18 protein-coding genes are annotated in these 18,194 nt (G+C 67.9%); 3 read left to right on the top strand and 15 right to left on the bottom strand.

Annotated features, from left to right (window positions below; all coding sequences use genetic code 11):
- Window positions 1-32: 32 nt before the first annotated feature.
- The 5 genes from DDQ50_RS17190 to DDQ50_RS04585 all read right to left on the bottom strand — a co-directional run bounded on the left by DDQ50_RS17190 (window position 33) and on the right by DDQ50_RS04585 (window position 4,013).
- Window positions 33-173, bottom strand: coding sequence for a hypothetical protein (locus DDQ50_RS17190; RefSeq protein ID WP_165829687.1), 141 nt, complete (start codon window positions 171-173; stop codon window positions 33-35).
- A gap of 199 nt (window positions 174-372) precedes the next feature.
- Window positions 373-876 carry a hypothetical protein gene (locus DDQ50_RS04600; RefSeq protein WP_133245899.1) on the bottom strand — a complete coding sequence of 168 codons (504 nt, stop codon included), beginning with the start codon at window positions 874-876 and terminating at the stop codon, window positions 373-375.
- 123 nt (window positions 877-999) lie between these two features.
- The gene (locus DDQ50_RS04595) at window positions 1,000-2,277 is read right to left on the bottom strand and encodes an FUSC family protein (RefSeq protein ID WP_116755497.1); all 1,278 of its coding nucleotides are present in this window, start codon (window positions 2,275-2,277) and stop codon (window positions 1,000-1,002) included.
- A 66-nt stretch (window positions 2,278-2,343) separates the two neighbouring features.
- The gene (locus DDQ50_RS04590) at window positions 2,344-3,201 is read right to left on the bottom strand and encodes an SMP-30/gluconolactonase/LRE family protein (protein WP_240614232.1); all 858 of its coding nucleotides are present in this window, start codon (window positions 3,199-3,201) and stop codon (window positions 2,344-2,346) included.
- Window positions 3,198-4,013 carry an SDR family NAD(P)-dependent oxidoreductase gene (locus DDQ50_RS04585; protein WP_240614231.1) on the bottom strand — a complete coding sequence of 272 codons (816 nt, stop codon included), beginning with the start codon at window positions 4,011-4,013 and terminating at the stop codon, window positions 3,198-3,200. Before DDQ50_RS04585 ends, DDQ50_RS04590 begins: the two co-directional genes overlap by 4 nt.
- 221 nt (window positions 4,014-4,234) lie before the next feature.
- Between DDQ50_RS04585 and DDQ50_RS04580 the strand changes: the two genes are divergently transcribed.
- The gene (locus DDQ50_RS04580; RefSeq protein WP_116755495.1) at window positions 4,235-5,215 is read left to right on the top strand and encodes a Gfo/Idh/MocA family protein; all 981 of its coding nucleotides are present in this window, start codon (window positions 4,235-4,237) and stop codon (window positions 5,213-5,215) included.
- A gap of 239 nt (window positions 5,216-5,454) precedes the next feature.
- Here the strand turns inward: DDQ50_RS04580 and DDQ50_RS04575 are convergent, their stop codons facing one another.
- The 3 genes from DDQ50_RS04575 to DDQ50_RS04565 are packed head-to-tail and all read right to left on the bottom strand — an operon-like array spanning window position 5,455 to window position 7,853.
- Window positions 5,455-6,426, bottom strand: coding sequence for an aldo/keto reductase (locus tag DDQ50_RS04575; protein WP_116755494.1), 972 nt, complete (start codon window positions 6,424-6,426; stop codon window positions 5,455-5,457).
- Entirely contained in the window at window positions 6,426-7,472 is a 1,047-nt protein-coding gene (locus DDQ50_RS04570) for an NAD-dependent epimerase/dehydratase family protein (RefSeq protein ID WP_116755493.1), read from the bottom strand. The genes DDQ50_RS04575 and DDQ50_RS04570 overlap by 1 nt, the downstream gene beginning before the upstream one ends.
- 24 nt (window positions 7,473-7,496) lie before the next feature.
- A complete protein-coding gene (locus DDQ50_RS04565; RefSeq protein WP_116755492.1) occupies window positions 7,497-7,853 on the bottom strand; it encodes a tautomerase family protein in 357 nt (118 codons plus the stop codon).
- A gap of 150 nt (window positions 7,854-8,003) precedes the next feature.
- Between DDQ50_RS04565 and DDQ50_RS04560 the strand changes: the two genes are divergently transcribed.
- A complete protein-coding gene (locus tag DDQ50_RS04560) occupies window positions 8,004-8,792 on the top strand; it encodes an aldo/keto reductase (protein WP_116755491.1) in 789 nt (262 codons plus the stop codon).
- A gap of 402 nt (window positions 8,793-9,194) precedes the next feature.
- On the opposite strand, the gene DDQ50_RS04555 is transcribed toward DDQ50_RS04560, so the two are convergent.
- The 5 genes from DDQ50_RS04555 to DDQ50_RS04535 all read right to left on the bottom strand — a co-directional run bounded on the left by DDQ50_RS04555 (window position 9,195) and on the right by DDQ50_RS04535 (window position 14,449).
- On the bottom strand, window positions 9,195-9,854 hold the full coding sequence (locus DDQ50_RS04555) for a ThuA domain-containing protein (RefSeq protein ID WP_165829686.1): 660 nt from the start codon (window positions 9,852-9,854) through the stop codon (window positions 9,195-9,197).
- 5 nt (window positions 9,855-9,859) lie between these two features.
- On the bottom strand, window positions 9,860-10,648 hold the full coding sequence (locus DDQ50_RS04550) for a carbohydrate ABC transporter permease (RefSeq protein WP_116755490.1): 789 nt from the start codon (window positions 10,646-10,648) through the stop codon (window positions 9,860-9,862).
- Window positions 10,648-11,592, bottom strand: a complete 945-nt coding sequence (locus tag DDQ50_RS04545) for a carbohydrate ABC transporter permease (RefSeq protein ID WP_205663569.1) — start codon at window positions 11,590-11,592, stop codon at window positions 10,648-10,650. Before DDQ50_RS04545 ends, DDQ50_RS04550 begins: the two co-directional genes overlap by 1 nt.
- Window positions 11,593-11,691: 99 nt before the next feature.
- Window positions 11,692-13,062, bottom strand: a complete 1,371-nt coding sequence (locus DDQ50_RS04540) for an ABC transporter substrate-binding protein (protein ID WP_116755489.1) — start codon at window positions 13,060-13,062, stop codon at window positions 11,692-11,694.
- 361 nt (window positions 13,063-13,423) lie between these two features.
- Window positions 13,424-14,449, bottom strand: coding sequence for a LacI family DNA-binding transcriptional regulator (locus DDQ50_RS04535; protein ID WP_116755488.1), 1,026 nt, complete (start codon window positions 14,447-14,449; stop codon window positions 13,424-13,426).
- A gap of 152 nt (window positions 14,450-14,601) precedes the next feature.
- Here DDQ50_RS04535 and DDQ50_RS04530 point away from each other — a divergent pair, with 152 nt between their 5' ends.
- Window positions 14,602-16,971: a beta-xylosidase/alpha-l-arabinosidase gene (locus DDQ50_RS04530; protein WP_116755487.1), complete on the top strand. Its 2,370-nt coding sequence runs from the start codon at window positions 14,602-14,604 to the stop codon at window positions 16,969-16,971.
- Between the two features lie 42 nt (window positions 16,972-17,013).
- On the opposite strand, the gene DDQ50_RS04525 is transcribed toward DDQ50_RS04530, so the two are convergent.
- Both DDQ50_RS04525 and DDQ50_RS04520 read right to left on the bottom strand, forming a co-directional pair.
- Window positions 17,014-17,349 (bottom strand): helix-turn-helix domain-containing protein, encoded by a 336-nt coding sequence (locus DDQ50_RS04525; protein WP_116755486.1) that lies wholly within the window; start codon window positions 17,347-17,349, stop codon window positions 17,014-17,016.
- 64 nt (window positions 17,350-17,413) lie between these two features.
- Window positions 17,414-18,121 carry an alpha/beta hydrolase gene (locus DDQ50_RS04520; RefSeq protein WP_116755485.1) on the bottom strand — a complete coding sequence of 236 codons (708 nt, stop codon included), beginning with the start codon at window positions 18,119-18,121 and terminating at the stop codon, window positions 17,414-17,416.
- Between the last annotated feature and the right edge of the window lie 73 nt (window positions 18,122-18,194).

Below are 18,194 nucleotides of genomic sequence, written 5' to 3'. Positions count from 1 at the left end.
AGCGGGCAGTCCGTTATTGGTCGCGGGGGTCCTCAGCTCGACGTGCCACGCGGAGAGTCGCCATCGGGCACTTCCCATGAGAAGGGACGCTGCCAGCGCGGCGGGATCTCCCCGATGGTGTACCGAGACAGGGTGCCGTCCTCGTCGATGCTGACGTGAAGCCACCGCTTCACCTGCCCGAGGGTCGAAGTGCTGTCAACCCAAGTCAGGGGATTGAGCAATTCGAGTGCGAGCCTCCACCACGGTGGAGGGACCTCGTGAACCAAGATCATGCTGAATGCATTTCTCTCGATCACCATCCACCCGTCGTTCATCCGTCGCATCATCTCCGATCGGAGAAGGCTCGTACGGGTATTCGCATTCACGGGGTCGTTATCGCTTACCAAGACGAACCAGTCCGCGGATGAGCAGGACGATACCGATGATGGCTAAACCGATGGCTAAGAGGCAGTTAAAGGGTTCGCCGGTCATCAGCGGCAGTGCACCGAAAAGGCCTGCGACCGGGATGAGAATGAGCCCGACACTGACCTCCTGACGCGGGGTCATGTCAGCTTTGTTACTGCGCACGCGGTCGTCGCGTCGACGCTGCTCTTCAGGTGAGCGTTTCGGATCGGCTTCGTCGAGCGTCAGCCCATCGCGCTTCACCCAGTGCCTTCGAACCAAGCGAAAGCCGAAGATGGCACCTATCACGCCGACCGTCAGCAGTCCTGCGAAAATGAGCGGCTCCCCGCCATCGCGCAAAGCATCAAGGAGCTGGACCGACGCGAACACGATCAGCGCGACAGAGACGATAAGCAGACGGGCGGAATTGAACCTCTGCAACCGGTCGGGCCCCGCCGGCTCTTGAGGCTCTTGCGGCCTATGATCGTCCGTCATCATCCGCTTCCTCAGTCGCGGATTCGGATGGCCGCGAACTTTGTCGGAACCAGGTCGATAAGAGAACCGTTCCTGCAGACACGGTACCTCCCGCGGGGCACGACGGCCGTCCGAGGACTCAGGTCAGCGACCCCGCAGCCACCCGCCGAAGACCGATGAGCGGAGGCTCGGCAGCGCCCTGCTGCCGAGCCACGGTTCGGAGCTGCGTTGATCCTGCTCGACGTCGAGCTGGGCGACGAGGTGCTCGAGAGCGGTGAGCACCGAGCCGTGCAGCATCCACAGGTCGCTGCGGCCGCGCGGATCGACATCGAGCAGCGTCAATTCGGTCAGCACCGCCCGGGTCTCCCGGACCGACTCGAGGGTGAGCTCGAGCGCCCCGTCGACGCGGTCGACCCTGACGCGTCCGTACTCGGCCTCGACGAGCTCCCCGAACGAGCGCAGTCCGCTGGCGACGTTGTCGAGAGCGACGGCGAACGCTCGACGCAGTTCGGTTCCGATCGGGTCCGACTCGTCGGCCACCTGATCGTCGGTGGGCGCCTGGCGGCCGATCGCGACGACGAGCGCCTGCTCCGCCGAATGGGCGCGCGCCAGCCGCGCGACGGCGGCACTGAGGCCCGGATGCACCGTCGCCGTCGCGAGCGCCCTCGGGTTGAGGCGCCTGCTCTCCCGCGCCTCGACGACCGCCTGCTCGGCCGCGGCGAGCTCGCCGGCGATATGAGCACCCCACTCGGTCCAGGCGACGACCTCCTCGGCGTGGGGCGGGCGGCTCGCCACGGTGTGCGAGATCTCGTCGAGCAATGCGGCCTGGGAGCGCGCGACCCGCCGCGCGGCCGAGCCCGCTTGCGCGTTCGGGATCGCGATCGGCACCACGAGACTGAACGCGATCCCCACGACGGTGCCGATCAGGGTGTTCGCGAGCCGCACCTCCCCCGCGATCCCCGGAGTGGACACGGCGAGGATGAGCATCCCGCTGATGGGCGCCTCGAGGGTCTGATCCCCGAGCCGCAGCAGCTTGGCGAGGATCAGGGACGCCGCGATGACGAGCGCGAGACTCCACCAGGACAAGCCGAGGTACGCGGTCACGCCGATGGCGACGAGAACACCCGTCAGCACCGCGCCGACGCGCACGACGCCCATCAGCAGAGTCCCGACCGTCGACGCCTGGACGACGAGGAGCGCGGTCAGAGGGGCGGTCAGATCGAGGATTCCGGGGAACAGCGCATCCGCGACGACGTAGGAGAGCACCGCCGCGATGGTGAGACGGGCGACCTGGATGGCGCCGGGCGCGAGCCGCCCCGGCACTTCGGACCAGGTGCTGGGCGCGGTCGGCCACACCCAGGCGAGAGCCGTCCGGATGTTCCAGCGACGCCAGACGGGGCGCCCCGAGGATCGTGCGACCATGGCTCGATCATGGCACCGGGCAGGCTCCCCATGGGGAGGACGATCCGGGCGGGAGGAACTGCGGCGTCAGCCCGCGAACGTGTGCGCGCGGGCGCCCGCGACGTCGACCCGGACGGAGAAGACGGCACCGGCGAGAGGCTCATCGGCGAGATCGACCTCCTCCTGCGAGGTGGTGATGTAGAGCGTCTTCAGGTCGTCGCCGCCGAACGTGCACGCCGTCACTCGCGAGACCGGCAGCTCGACCACCCGGTCGAGACGACCGTCGCGGTCGTAGTGCTGCACCGAGCTGCCCTCCCAGAGCGCGATCCAGATGCCGTCCTGCTCGTCGATCGCCATCCCGTCGGGCATACCCGGACCCGGCACTTCGGTGAAGGTGCGGCGATTCGAGAACGCTCCGGATTCGCCGTCGAAGTCGTAGACGTCGACCCGCGCGGTTGGGGTGTCGTTGTAGAACGCCCGGGTGCCCGCCGCGTTCCACTGGAGGCCGTTCGAGATCGTGACGCCCGAGAGCACCGTGCGCACCGAGTGATCGGCTTCGATGCTGTACAGGGTTCCCGCCCCGTCGGCCGCCGAATACGCCATCGATCCGCAGTAGAACCGGCCCTGCGGGTCGCATCCGCCGTCGTTCATGCGGACGCCCGCGGTGTCGAACGCGGGGATGTAGTCGCCCACCCGACGGAGGTCGTCGTCGAGGAAGCGGAAGCCCTGCTCCACGGCGACGACGAAGCCGCCGGAGTCGCGGATTCGGAGCGCTGCAGCGATGTCGTCGATGTGGTGGCGCGCGGTATCGCCGTCAGGCGAGACCGAGATGATGTCGCCGACGAGCAGATCGACGAACAGCAGTCGGTTGCCCTTCGGATCCCAGAGGGGGCCCTCGCCGTGCTTCGCAATGGGGCTGGTGACCTGCTCCGCCGTCGTGTTCACATCCACCCTCCGTCGACGATCCATTTCTGCCCGGTGCACGAACGCGAGTCGTCGGCGGCGAGCCAGAGGACCATGCGCGCGACGTCGTCGGGATAGAGCTTATGGGGAAGCGCCTGGTTGGCCTCGATGGAGGCCTCGGCCTCGGGGGTGATCCAGTTGTCGAGCTGACGCTGCGTCATGACCCACCCCGGGATGATGCAGTTGACCCGGATGAGATCTCCCCCGAGCTCGCGTGCCATGGTGCGGGTGAGACCCTCGATCCCCGCCTTCGACGCGATGTAGATGGGGAGGTCGGCGAGATCGATGTGCGCCGAGATCGACCCGAGGTTGATGATCGACCCGCCGCCGACCTCGCGCATCATCGGCGCGACCGCCTGGGCGGCGAAGAAGTGATGCCGGATGTTCACGGCGGTGCGGTCGTCCCAGAGCGCGACGTCGACGTCCTCGACCTTGTGCCGGGTGTCGTTCGCCGCGTTGTTGACGAGCACGGTGATGGGGCCGAGCTCGCGTCCCGCGTCGGCGATCAGCTGCTGGAGGGCGGGGATGTCCCGCACGTCCCCGTGGCGGTACCAGGGCGCCGGATGGCCGCGATCGGCGATCTCACGGGCCAGGGCCTCGCCGGCGGCGTCGTCAATGTCGACGAACGCGACGCGCACGCCCTGGGCCGCGAGCTGACTGACGAACTCGGCGCCGAGCCCGGATGCTCCGCCGCTGACGAACGCGACCCGGCCCTCGAGACTCGGGTAGCTCGCGTATCGCGATTTCGGGGACTCGGAGATCTCGGAGATCTCGGATCCAGACGTCTCGGACACTCGCGACTCCTTCGTCAGCATGATTGCGACGGCACCGCCCATGGCGATGCTCGTTCGCGCGGCGGAATTCGATACTTTCGCCGCTCGGATGAGCCTACGGACGCGGCGGGACGGGTGTCAAACCTGCATTCGAGGCAATCCCGGGTCACCGAATCGAGCGAAACTTTCGTGCTCAGGCCGGGCCGATAGGCTGGCTCCACCCCATCGACGAGGAAGAGGACATGACAACACGCATCGGAATCCTAGGAGCCGCGGGCATCGCCCCGGCCGCGATCATCCGTCCCGTCCGCCGCCGATCCGGCGATGCCGTCATCGCCGCCGTCGCCTCCCGCCGCGCGGCCGCCGCCGCGGAGTACGCCGCGACGCATGGCATCGAGTCCTCCTACGGCTCCTATGCGGAACTGCTCGCCGATCCGACGATCGATCTCGTCTACAACGCCCTCCCCCCGTCGGAGCACGCGGAGTGGACGATCGCGGCCCTCGAAGCCGGCAAGGACGTCCTCTGCGAGAAGCCCAGCGCCATGAACGCCACCCAGTCGGCGGCGATGGTCGAGGCCGCCGAGCGCACGGGACGGCGACTGATCGAGGCCTTCCACGACCGCTACCACCCGCTGAGCGCCCGCATCGGCGAGTACCTCACCGACGGCTCCATCGGCACGATCCAGCACATCGAAGCCCGGTTCACCGCCGAGATCCCCTTCGACCCGGCATCCATCCGCCACGAGCCGACCGTCGGAGGCGGTGCGCTCATGGACCTCGGCTGCTACCCGGTCCACTGGATCCGCGCCTTCATGGGCGAAGAGCCCCGCGTCGTGTCGGCGAGAGCCGAGAAGAACGCCCTCGGCGCCGATCAGAGCATCGAGGCGCAGCTCGAGTTCCCCTCCGGCGCCACCGCCACCATCGTGACGAGCATGGACGGCCCGCTCGAGGCGACCCTCTCGTTGACGGGTTCGACGGGGACGGCGACGATCGACTCGCTCGTCTTCCCCAGCTCGGGCCACAGCGTCACCCAGACGGTCGACGGGGTGGACCGCCAGTTCACCGTCGCGGGCCTGACGACCTACGACCACCAGCTCGACGCGGTGCTGCGCGCCCTCGAGACCGGCGAGAAGCTGCCGACCGAAGGTGCTGACATCGTCGCGAACATGGCGCTCATCGACGCCATCTACGAGGCGGCGGGCTTCGACCGGTCGGTCGCATAGGGGCGGAGTCGCCGCTCTCGATACGCGCGGGCCGCCACTCGAGCCCTCCCGGTACCCTCCGCTACTCGACGTCCGAAGCATTGGAGGTCGAGTAGCGCGCCAGCGCGTACCGAGACCCGGCTCACCTTTCGTTTCGACGAGCTCAACGGGCGGAGCCTTCTCACGGAGGTCGAGTAGCGCGCCAGCGCGTATCGAGACCCGGCTCGCCTTCGTTTCGACGGGCTCAACGGGCGGTGCGGTCAGTCGAGCCAGAGATCCTTCGACGGGGTGAGGTCGGCGAGCTCGGCCCAGAGCTCGTCCGGGATCGCGACCGCCAGGTAGTCGAGCGTCTGCTGCACGCGCTCGGGCGCCGAGACTCCGACGACCGTCGAGTGCACGAGCGGGTGCCGGGTGGAGAACTGCAGGGCGGCCGCGGCGAGCGGAACCCCGAAGCGCCCGCAGGCGTCGCGCATCGCGATAGCCGCCTCGGTGATCCTGTCGTCGCGTGCACCGTAGGCGTACTTGGGCTGCGCCTCGGGACCTTTCGCGAGCATGCCGCCGCCGTACGGGGCGGCATTCATGACGCCCATGCCCCGTTCGCGAGCCGACGCGAACAGCGACTCCGCCGATCGATCGAGCAGGGTCAGCCGGTTGTGGCTCAGCACCACGTCGAAGACACCGGTGTCGATGTACTGCTGCAGCAGGCCCACCGGCCCACCGGCGACGCCGATGTTGTCGACGAGGCCCTCCTCCTTCAGCGCCACGAGCGCCTCGAGCGGTCCGCCCGCGGCGGTGCCCTCCTCGAAGCTGATCTGCTCGGGGTCGTGCAGCTGGAGGAGGTCGAAACGTTCGAGACCCAACCGCTCGAGACTCTCCTCGATCGAACGACGAACACGAGCACCCGAGTAGTCGCGGGTCGCCGGGTCGGGGTCGACCTTGGTGGCGAGGACGAACCCGTCGGGTAGGCCGCCCACGCGGGCGATGGCCTTGCCGATCCGCACCTCGGACTCGCCGTTGGCGCCGTAGCCGTTCGAGGTGTCGAGGAAGTTGAACGGGCTGTCGAAGACCGCGAGCACGGTCTCGATGGCGCGTTCCTCGCCGACCTCGTACCCGTACAGCCCGGCCATGTTCGCGATCGGGCTGGTGCCGATGCAGACCTCGGTGACGCTGAGTCCGGTCGAGCCGAGCTCGCGATGGGCGAGCTCGACTCGGGACTGTCCGGACTCGCTCATCACTTGCTCGGTGCGAGCGAGGTGAACGCGTCGAGTGCCAGGTGATATCCCTTCACGAGGCGCTTCAGCACCTCGTCGGTCGAAGCGTCGACCTTGGTGAGCTCGGGGTTCGCCGCGCGCCACGCCATCATCCGCACTGCCGCGCGGTTGAAGGTGAGCGACGGACGGAAGCTCGGCACGAAGCTGCGGATCTTCGAGTTGTCGAAGACCGCCGAGTGCGACAGGTCGCCGATGATCAGCTCGGACCAGAACCAGTCGGGGGCCGCAGCGGAGATGAGCTCCGACGGGACGTGCACGAGCTTGGCCTCGACGCCCAATGCGTCGGCGATGATCGTGTAGATCTGATCCCACGTGAAGACGTCGTCACCTGTGATGTGGAACGCCTCGCCGATCGCACGGGTGTTGCCGAGCAGTCCGACGAGCCCGAGGGCGAAGTCCTCGGCGTGCGTCAGCGTCCACAGCGACGTGCCGTCACCCGGCACCACGACCTCCTCGCCGCGCGTCATCTGGTCGATGACCGTCCAGCCACCGGGGAGGGGCGGGTTGTGGTCGTCGTAGGTGTGCGACGGACGGATGATCGTGACCGGGAAGCCCTTCTCGGCGAACGCGTCGAAGAGCACGTGCTCGGCGTCGAGCTTGTCGCGCGAGTACTTGACGAAGCGATTGTGCAGCTGCGTCGACTCGGTGATCGGCCACTTCAGCACCGGCTTGCCGTACAGCGAGGCGGTGCTGATGTGCAGGTAGTGCCCGGTGCGACCGGTGAAGGTGTCGACCATGCGCTGGGCGCCGGGGGCGTCGTAGGACAGGAAGTTGACGACCGCGTCGAAGTGCCGGTCGCCGAGGGCGGCCGCGAGCGAGGCATCGTCTGTCACGTCACCCGTGAGCCAGACGACCTCGTCGGGCAGGTCGCGCGCCGCCGAGTTGTTGCCCCGGTTGAGCACGTGGACGGTCATGCCCGATGCGACCGCGAGGCGGACGCTCGAGGCGCTGATGGTTCCGGTTCCTCCGATGAAGAGGACGGAGAGGGGTGCGGGATCCAAAGCCATGTGAGGTGTCCTTTGCGTCGGCGCTCAGGCGCCGGCGTACCAGTCTTCGAAGTGGTTCTCGACGACCGAGATCAGCAGGTCCTCGTGACGGACGCCGATCGCGTCGAGCCGGGCGGCGATGGCCTCGAACAGGGCGCGCTTCGTGGCGACGCTGTACAGGTGCACCATCGTGATTCGGATCAGGACGAGGCTGCGTCGCTCGACGTTGTTGTAGGTGGGGTCGAACTTGAGCTGACCCGGTTTGTGGGTGCGGAAGATCTGGAACAGATCATCGGCGGGGACCTTCAGCACGTCGATCTGCGCCTGGTGGACTTCGGCACTGATCTGCTCGTGCAGGTTCTCGTAGACGTCTTCGTCGAGGTCGATCTGGATGAGGGGCACAACAACTCCTTTGTCGCGGCCGGCCGACCGACTCGGCCCGGTGCTCGCTACTCGACGCTAGCCGCCCCTCGAGGTGTCCGCAACTTTGTATTCATTGCACGAAACTTTCTTTCGGTGGATATCGGGAACGGGTCGCTAAACTCCCCCGCCATGACCACACCCACGCTTCCCATGATCGACGGGACCTCGATCCCCACCATCGGTCTCGGCACGTACAGCCTCGACGGCGAGGACGGCGCCGCGGCGGTCGCCGCCGCTCTTCGCACGGGCTACCGCCTCATCGACACCGCCCTCGGCTACGGCAACGAGGATGCCGTCGGAGCCGGGATCCGCGAGTCCGGCATCCCCCGTGATGAGATCGTCCTCACCACGAAACTCCCTGGCGACGACCACGGTTACGAGGCCACGCTGCGCTCGTTCGAGACGTCGCGCGCGAACCTCGGGCTGGATACCGTCGACGTGTACCTGATCCACTGGCCGGAGCCCGAGAAGGACCTCTTCGTCGACTCGTGGCGCGCCATGATCGAGCTGCAGAAGTCGGGCTCCGTTCGCACCATCGGGGTTTCGAACTTCTCCGCGGAGCAGATCCTGCGTCTCGAGGCGGAGACGGGAGTGCTCCCCGCACTGAACCAGATCGAGCTGCACATCGGGCTCCCGCAGGACGACCTGCGCTCGTTCCACGAGTCGAAGGGCATCGTCACCGAGAGCTACAGTCCGCTCAAGGGGCGCGCCGCCATCGAGGCCGATGGGACCCTGCAGCGGATCGCCGACGAGTTCGGCGTGAGCTGGAACCAGGTGGCGCTCCGCTGGAGCATTCAGCTGGGCACGGTGCCGATCCCCCGCTCGAAGGACGCCGCACGGCAGGCGCAGAACTTCGACGTGTTCGGCTTCGAGCTTAACGACGAGCAGATGCGCCGCATCAACGAGCTCTACCTGTAGGCACCAGTCGCCCTTCGCTTCGCTGCGCTCAGCGGGCGGGCAGAACCCCCGCCACACGCTTCGACGAGCTCAGCGAACAGAGCCACCGTCCATTGAGCCCGTCGAAATGAAGGCACACGCTTCGACGAGCTCAGCGGGCAGAGCCCCGCCCATTGAGCGCAGCGAAATGAAGGCACTCGCTTCGACAGGCTCAGCGGGCGTGGCCCCCGCCCATTGAGCCCGTCGAAATGAAGGCACACGCTTCGACGAGCTCAGCGGGCGTGGCCCCGCCCATTGAGCGCAGCGAAATGATGGCACTCGCTTCGACGAGCTCAGCGGGCGCGGCCCCGCCCATTGAGCGCAGCGAAATGATGGCACACGCTTCGACGAGCTCAGCGGGCGGGCCGACCGAGGGGCGGAACGCTACCCCTCGACCAGCCAGTCCAGGGCGCGCTCGACGATGCGCACGTGCTCGGGCGAGTCGAACGACCGCGCGTCGTGCGCAAGCGCATCGGCGAAGACGCGCGACCCGTCCCACTCGCGCAACCAGACGACCGGATGCACGGCGCCCTCGTACTCGTGCGACGCGACCACGGTCAGCGGACCGTCGATCTCGAGGAAGCTGTACTTCTCGTCGAACAGATCGATCGACGAGGGCCCCTCGCTGATCGGACTGTCTCGGACGTCGATCGTGGCGTCTCCGAGCGGCGGATGACCGGACACGTCGGCGATCCAGCGGGCGCCGATGACCCGGTTCCAGAGTCCGAGGCCGAGCAAGCCGGTCATGCCGGAGTGGAAGCCCGCGACGGGCCGGCCGGCCGCGAGGTGCGCGGCCAGGAACCTCTCCCCCGCCTCGAGCAGGTCGGGATCGATGGCGTCCGCAGGAGCGGGCGCGTTGACGATGAGCAGATCGACGTCGCCGAGATCGGCGAGGCGCTGCGCGATGTCACCTGACACCTCGACCTCGTGCCCGCGCGACCTCGCGATGTCCGCGATGCGCCTGCTCGTCTCCGCGAACGGATGCCACGGGTCGACGAACGGGTCGGTGCCGCCCGTGAGGACGAGGGTCCGGACGGGCGGCACGCCGCTCACTTGATCGCGCCCGCGGCTAGGCCGCGCTCGAACAGCCGCTGCAGGAACAGGTAGGCGAGGACCTCGGGGATCGCGGTGAGCACCGCGGAGGCGAGGACCTTCGTCTGATCGTTGCTGAATTGGCCGATGAAGTACGACGGCAGCAGAGTGATCGTCTGCTTGGCAGGATCCTGGAGGAACACCAGCGGGAGCAGGTAGTTGTTCCAGGCGCCGATGAGCGTGAAGATCAGGATCGCGGCGGCGATCGGACGTGTCAGCGGGATCACCAGGTAGATGAAGCCGCGGAACGAGTTCGCCCCGTCGACGCGTGCGGCCTCGAACAGTTCGTTCGGGATGCCGTCGATGAAGTTGCGAGCGAGCAGAACCGCGAACGGGACCTGCAGTGCAGCCAGCGGCAGGATGACTGACCAGTAGGTGTCGTAGACGCCGAGCGAGATCGCGGTCGCGAACAGCGGCGCGAGGAGGACCACCTCGGGAAGCGTCAGACAGGCGAGCAGCAGCCAGAAGTACACCTCCTTGTTGCGGATGTGCAGCTTGGCGAAACCGAACGACGCGAGCATCGTGACCACGTAGACGATCGCGATGACGCTCGCCGAGATGATGACCGAGCTGAGGAAGAACTGCCACAGGCCGGGCACCGCGAGCACGGCCTCGAAGTTGCCCCATCCCTTGCCGGCGAGGGATCCCTGCACCATCGCCACGAGGGGCAGCAGGTACGGGATGGCGAGGAGCGTGACGAGGAGTTGGAGGCCGATCTTGGCCTGGATGCTTCGAGCTTCGAACATCAGTCGACCGTCACTTTCTCGCGACCGCGCACTTGCAGGAGGATGGCCATCGCGAGGGCGAGGACGAGCAGGACGATCGAGACCGCTGCGCCGTAGCCGACGTGATAGTTGGGGATGGTCTGGCGGTAGATGATCGTGCCGAGGAACTCGGTCGCACCGTTCGGACCTCCGACCGTGATCAGCCACGGGAGGTCGAACGTCTTCAGAGCCCCGATAGCACCGAGCATGGCGAGGGCGACGGTGGTTCCGCGCACGCCGGGCCAGATGATGCTCACGATGGTGCGGATGTTGCCGGCACCGTCGATGCGTGCGGCCTCGAGGACCGACTGGTCGATCTGGCCCATGGCTGCGAAGTAGAGGACGAAGGTGAGTCCCGTCCACTGCCACACCGCCACGGCCATGAGCACCCAGAGCGCCGTGCTCGACTGCCCGAGCCAGGGCTGGGTGATGGCGCCCAGTCCGATGTGCTCGAGGATCCAGTTGAACTGGCCGTCGGCTCCGTAGAACTGGCGGAACACCGGGGCCATGATGGCGGGTGCGAGCACGACGGGGACGAAGACGATGACCTTGTAGACGACGGCCAGCTTCACCTGCGAGTGCAGGAGCACCGCGAAGAGGAGGCCGAGCACGGTCTGGGCCGTGAAGGTCACGACGAAGAAGACGATCGTGTGCCAGATGGCTCCCCAGAAGACGGGGCTGTTCACCATCTTCAGGTAGTTCTCGAGTCCGACCTGCTCGGGGTTGGGGCTGATGCCGTCCCAGTCCCAGGTCGAGATGACCCCGGTGTACCCGATGCAGTAGTAGATCAGCCCCACCGAGAGCACGAGGGCCGGGAGGATCCAGGGAAGACCCGGAGGGCTCAGGCGGTGCGGCCGGCGCTTCAGCGCGGGCTCGTCGGATGGGACTTGCCGAGTTGGGGGTGTCTGCAGCGTCGTGGCCACCACGTCCGCTCCTTTGCGTTGGTCGGTCGGCTGGCCGCGCGATGCGCGACCAGCCGACCGGATTTGACTGCTTTTTACGGGACCGGCGTCAGCCGGCGGTGCTCAGCTGCGAGATGCGACCGCTGCGGCGTCGAGCGTCGCTGCGGCTTCCTCGGGTGTCGCCGATCCATCCGCAACCGAGGTGCACGCCGCGAGGATCGCGTCCTGCACATCCTGGTTGAGGTAGAGGAAGCGGGACTCGGAGGACGCCGACGCGTCGGCGATCAGCTTCTGCACCGGCTCGCGCTGCACGTCGGGGAAGGGCTGCTCGATGCTGTCCCAGTTGGGCTCGACACCCAGCAGGGCGGGGATGTCGTTGAGCTTGTCCGCGACGACCTGCTGCCCCGCCTCGGTGGCGGTGAGCCACGAGATGAAGGTGCGGGCGGCTGCCTTGTTCTTCGACTTGGTGTTGAGCGCCAGGCCGTAGTCCGAGTCACCGTAGTAAGCGGCCGGGTTGCCCGAGCCGGTCACGTCCGGGAAGGGGATGGGGACGATCGGGAACGGCTTGGGGTCTGCGACCCCGGCGGCCTCGATGGCGGCGGTCTGACCGGCGGTCGTGGCGTACTGCATGTACCACGTGCCCATCTGGACCATCGCGTACTTCTGGCTCATGAAGTCGTTGTTCGCGTCGGGGTACTGGGCGTAGCCGATGGCGCCGTCCTGCATGATCCCGTTCTCGAACAGCGACTTCCAGGTCTCGAGCGTCTTGACGATCGTCGGGTCGGTCCAGGGGGTGTCACCCTTCGACGCACTCGTCCAGACACCGGGCTCGATGCTGTCGGAGATCGCCTGGAGCGTGTCCTGGTCGAAGCCCTCCTGCGACGCGCCCTGCACGAAGCAGCCGACGCCGTTGGCCTTGAACTCGGCGCAGACGTCGACCCACTCGTCGAGCGTCGTCGGCGGAGTCAGGTTGTACTTGTCGAAGAGGTCCTGGTTGATCCAGACCGAGCCGGCGTACGTGGCGCCGATCGACATGGCGGTCAGCTTGCCGTCGGCCGAGAGGCCTTCGACGCCGATCGCGGAGACCTTGTCCTCCCAGTCCTCACCGAGGGTATCCTCGGCGAGCGGTGTCAGATCCTCGGCGAAGGACTTGAACGCCTCGACGCGGGCGCCGGGCTGCATCGCGAAGATGTCGGGGCCGCTGGGCGAGGCGAGAGCCGGGCGGAGCGCGGCCTCCCAGTCCTCGATCGGGACCTGCTTGTAGTTGATGGTGATGTCGGGGTATTCCTCGTTGAAGGCGTCGATGTACGCCTGCCCGACGCTGATGTCAGGGGTCCAACCCCACCAGTTGAGGGTTCCGGAATCGGCTTCGCCCTCGGCTCCGCCGCCACCGCCGCCGCCCGCGCATGCGGACAGGATCAACGCGGAAGTCACGCCCGCGGCGATGATGGCCGCTGCACGGAGCTTGCGCCGTGATCGATGTGCTGTGTACATCGTCTCTCCTTGTTCTCACCGGCACTGCCTTGTGCCGGGCCTGTGGAGCCGACCAGCGATCGCGGGACGGCTTCGTCCGAAAGGGAGGGAGAGGAAGGTGGCGGTCGCGTGGACTCGCTTCAGGAGGGGAGGAAACTATCGTCGCGACTGCGCGACGGTGGATTTCCTCGGGCCGTCGGCTCTATCTCGCGATCAACACCTTTGTCTCCAACCACTACCGCGAGTGGAGTTGACCTCCATCGCGACAGGGGCCAAGTTACAAGCGGTCCGCAGAGAGGTCAAGTTTCAGGCGGAAACGAGAAATGTTTCGTTATCGGCCGTGATTCGACGGGGCCCGCAGACCCGTGCGAGCGCGCCTCTGTCAGGACAGGGGACGCGTGCTCCCCCGCACGATGAGACGGGTCGCGAGGTCGAGGCGCAGGTTGTCGACCTGCTCCTCGGTGCGCAGACGCAGGACGAGACGCGTCGCCTCCTCGGCCATCTCCGTGAGCGGCTGGCGCACGGTCGTCAGAGGCGGCCCCGCCCAGGACGCGAGCTTCAGGTCGTCGTACCCGACCACCGACAGCTCGTCGGGAATGCTGATGCCGGCCGACCTGGCGGCCTCGTAGACGCCGAGTGCCTGCAGGTCGCTGCCCGCGAAGATCGCCGTCGGAGCATCCTCGAGTTCGAGCAGCTCGCGCGCACGGGCGACGCCGGACTCGTAGTCGAAGTTGCCGGTCGTCACATAGTCGGCGCGGAACGGGATGCCCGCACCCTCGAGCGCAGCGCGGTAGCCGCTGAGCCGCGCGGTCGAGCACATGATGTCCTCAGGGCCCGTGATCATGGCGATCTGCCGGTGTCCGAGCTCGACGAGGTGACGGGTGGCGAGATACCCGCCATTCCAGTTGGCGGAGCCGATCGAGGGAACGTCGGGAGCCGGATCGCCGGTCGGGTCGACGAGCACGAACGGGATCTTCCGGGTGCGGAGCTGATGCTTCTGCGACGGCGAGAGGTCGGACAGGATCAGGATCACGCCCGCCGGGCGACGCTGGAGGACACCGTCGATCCACGTGGCGGCCGGCGAATGCCGATCCCCGCTCTCGGTGAGGATGACGCTCATGCCGTTCTCGCGAGCGACTCTCTCGACCCCCTGGATGATCTCGACCGCCCAGGCGCCGTCGATCTGCTGGAACACGAGTTCGACGAGCGGGGCCACGGTCTGACCGGAGTTGCGCCGGTTGTAGCGGTGGTCTTTCAGAAGCTCCTCGACTCGTGCCCGAGTCGCGTCGGAAACTCCGGAGCGCCCATTGAGAACTTTCGAGACCGTCGAGATCGACACCGACGCCTCTTCCGCGACACGCGAGAGGGTCGCTCGGCTCGGCCCGCGCCCGATTTCCTGGATCGACATGGAGCAATGGTAGGGGTCACGACAGTTTTCGACATCGTTTTCCACGTTCTTGACCCGCCGGATTCCCGACACATAGACTTCGCGGGCACCATAACTTTCCCAATGAAGCGCGAAAGTTTTTTAAGCGGGGTTTGCCGCAGAAGTGAGCAAAGATGTCACTGGACTCTGAGACCGAGGTCTCCGTCCGCCCCTGGGCCGATTCCGCGCGCAGCGTCGACGAGCGGGTCTCGAGCCTGATCGCGGCCATGACGCTGCGGGAGAAGGTGGCTCAGCTCTACGGCATGTGGGTCGGCGCCTCCACCGACGGCGAGGGTGTCGCACCGCACCAGAACGACCTCGGCGAGGACCTCGATCTCGATGAGCTCCTCACCCACGGTCTCGGTCAGCTGACCCGCGCGTTCGGCACCACGCCCCTGGAGCCCGCCGAGGGGGCCGCGAGTCTCGCGAAGGTGCAGAGGCACATCGCCGCCGCCGGCCGTTTCGGCATCCCCGCTCTCGTGCACGAGGAGTGCCTCGCCGGATTCACCACCTGGAAGGCCACCGCCTACCCGGTCCCGTTGGCCTGGGGCGCGACCTTCGACCCGGCGATCGTGGAGGAGATGGCAGAGCGGATCGGCACGAGCATGCGCTCGGTCGGGGTGCACCAGGGTCTCGCACCCGTACTCGACGTCACCCGGGACCCGCGGTGGGGGCGGACCGAGGAGACGATCGGTGAGGATCCCTACCTCGTCGGCACGGTGGCGACCGCATACGTGCGCGGGCTGGAGAAGACCGGCATCGTCTCGACGCTGAAGCACTTCGCCGGCTACTCGGCCTCGCGCGGCGGTCGCAATCTCGCCCCGGTTCCCATGGGTCCGCGCGAGCTGGGCGATGTGATCCTGCCTCCGTTCGAGATGGCCGTGCGCGAGGGCGGGGTGCGTTCGGTGATGCACTCCTACTCCGAGATCGACGGCGTCCCGGCCGCTGCCGACGAACGGCTCCTCACCGAGCTCCTGCGCGACCAGTGGGGATTCGACGGCACCGTCGTCGCCGACTACTTCGGGATCAGCTTCCTCAAGCTGCTGCACGGCGTTGCGGGTACCTGGGGCGAGGCAGCCGCGCTCGCCCTCACGGCGGGCGTCGACGTCGAACTGCCCGGCATGAAGACGTATGCCGACCCCCTCATCGGAGAGATCGAGTCAGGCGCACTGGCCGAATCGTTCGTCGACCGCGCACTCGAGCGCGTGCTGCGTCAGAAGGCCGAGCTCGGCCTCCTCGACGCGGACTGGTCGCCTCTTCCCGAGGGGTGGACCGAGGACGACCTCGCCTCCCCCGCTGATCGGACCGGGCGAGTGGTGTTCGACGGCGCCGAGGATCGTGCGCTCGCGCGACGGATCGCGGAGCGTTCGGTCGTGCTCCTGCGCAACGACGGCATCCTGCCCCTCCCCACGACCGGCAGCATCGCCGTCGTCGGCCCGACCGCCGCCGACGCCATGACCATGCTCGGCTGCTACTCGTTCCCGAGTCACGTGGGTGTGCACCACCCCGAGCTGCCCGTGGGGATCTCGATCTCCACGGTTCTCGAGGGGATCACCGAGGCGTTCCCCGGCCGCGCGGTCTCGTACGAGCAGGGCTGCTCCATCGATGGGCCCGACCGTGACGGAATCGCGGCCGCTGTCGAGGCGGCACGCGCTGCGGATGTCGTCGTCGTGTCGCTGGGCGACCGCGCCGGCCTCTTCGGTCGCGGCACCTCCGGCGAGGGCTGCGACGCCGACACCCTCGACCTGCCGGGCCTCCAGGGGGAGCTGCTCGAAGCCGTACTCGACACGGGCACGCCTGTCGTCGTCGTGCTCGTCTCCGGACGCCCCTACGTGCTGGGGACCGCGCCGGAGCGTGCGGCGGCCATCGTCCAGACCTTCTTCCCGGGAGAGGAGGGCGGCACGGCGATCGCATCTGTGCTCTCGGGTGCGGTGAACCCGTCGGGTCGACTGCCTGTCGGGGTTCCGTCCCGGACCGGCGGCCAGCCGTCGACCTACCTCCTTCCCAAGCTCGCGAAGCGGAGCGAGGTGTCGAACATCGACACCACCCCCGCCTACCCGTTCGGTTTCGGACTCGGCTACTCGAGCTTCGAGTGGTCGGCGCTCGATGTCGCGGCGCCGGCCCGGGTCGCGACCGACGGGACGGCGCGCATCGGCGTGACGGTCCGCAACACCGGTGACCGCGACGGCGCCGAGATCGTGCAGCTCTACCTGCACGATCCGGTCGCCCAGGTCACCCGCCCGGTCCGTCGCCTCATCGCCTACGCGCGCGTCGAGGTCCCGGCCGGTCGATCGGTCGAGGTGCGGTTCGATGTGCCCGCCGACACGACGTCGTTCATCGGTCGCGATCTGGTCAGAGTCGTCGAGCCCGGCGAGATCGAACTCCAGCTCGGCGCGTCCAGCGAGGACATCCGGCACACCGCGGTGACCGAGCTCACGGGCCCGCTCCGCCACGTGGACCACACCCGCGAGCTCCACTGCGAGGTCTCCGTCACGACGGTCTGACCCTGCTGCTCCACCGCCGCAGGACTCGAGGGGGCTCCGGGGTCAGGCCGCGAGGACGACGTTGTCGCGCCGGTCGGAGGGCGGCGCCTGGAGCCGGCCGGCCGCACCGACCGTGAGATCGAGCAGTGTCAGCTCGAGGGAGGCTCCGATCGCGGCGAGGATCTCGCTCGATGGCTCCTTGCTGCCGCGTTCGACCTCGGACAGGTACTGCATCGAGACGCTCGCCCGCTTCGCAACGGTCTGCAGAGTCTCGCCGCGAGCGCGGCGGGTCTCCCGCAGCTGCTCTCCGACGACGTCACGCCAGAGCCGCTCGGTGCGTTCCGGCTGCGGGGTCTCGGTTCGACGGGCCGCGCGGCCGTCGCGTCGTGCTTCGCTCATGCGGCTCAGTCAACCGGTCAGCACGCCCGGAACGGAGTGCTTTCCGCTCACAGCAGAGCCGGGATCAGGTCCGCTGGAGCAGCCTCTCCACCTGATCGACGACCAGCTCGGGACGGGAGATGAACGGGTGATGCCCCGTCGGCAGCTCGACTGCCCGGGTGGCCCGCTCGGCGTGGAAGCGCTGGAGCGCGACCGAGGTGCTTCGGTCCTCGCCGCACACGAGGTAGGTCGACTCGACGTCGCGCCACCCGGCTTCGCTCGTCGGAGTCACGAAGGCGCCGACGGCCTGGGCCGTCACCCGCTCCCACGCCTCCTGCTGGGCGGTCGGCTCGGCGTCCTGCAGGAACCGGGCGCCGAACGAGGCCTGGTCGTAGCCGGCGACGCTGAGCGTTCCATCGCCGTTGTCGGGGATGGAGACGGGGTCGGCCTCGCCGCTCATGATCATGGCCTGGGCCTGTCCGATGTCGGGCAGGTAGGAGGAGATGTAGAGGAGGTGGGCGACGCTCGGGTGCGCTCCCGCCTCCGCGATGACCGTGCCCCCGTAGGAGTGGCCGACGACGACGGCGGTGTCGACGTCGTCGAGTACGCCGCGGAGGGCTGCGGCGTCGGCGGTCAGGCCGCCCTGCATCTCCTCGGGCGCGGTCTCGCCGCAGGAGGGGAGCGCCAGCGACCTGCTGCGGATACCGGTGCGCTCGAGGAGGAGGTCGGCGGTCCGCCGCCACCACCAGGCGCCGTCGCGCACGAGAGCGCCGTGGACGAAGATCAGTTCCATCGGACGTTCCCCTCTCGCACGGGGCCTCGCCCGTCGACTCGACGCTACGGCGCGCAGAGGGCAGCGGCCGCCG

Source organism: Amnibacterium flavum, from assembly GCF_003097495.1.
Lineage (GTDB): Bacteria > Actinomycetota > Actinomycetes > Actinomycetales > Microbacteriaceae > Naasia > Naasia flava.
This window is presented reverse-complemented; position numbering and strand designations above follow the sequence as displayed.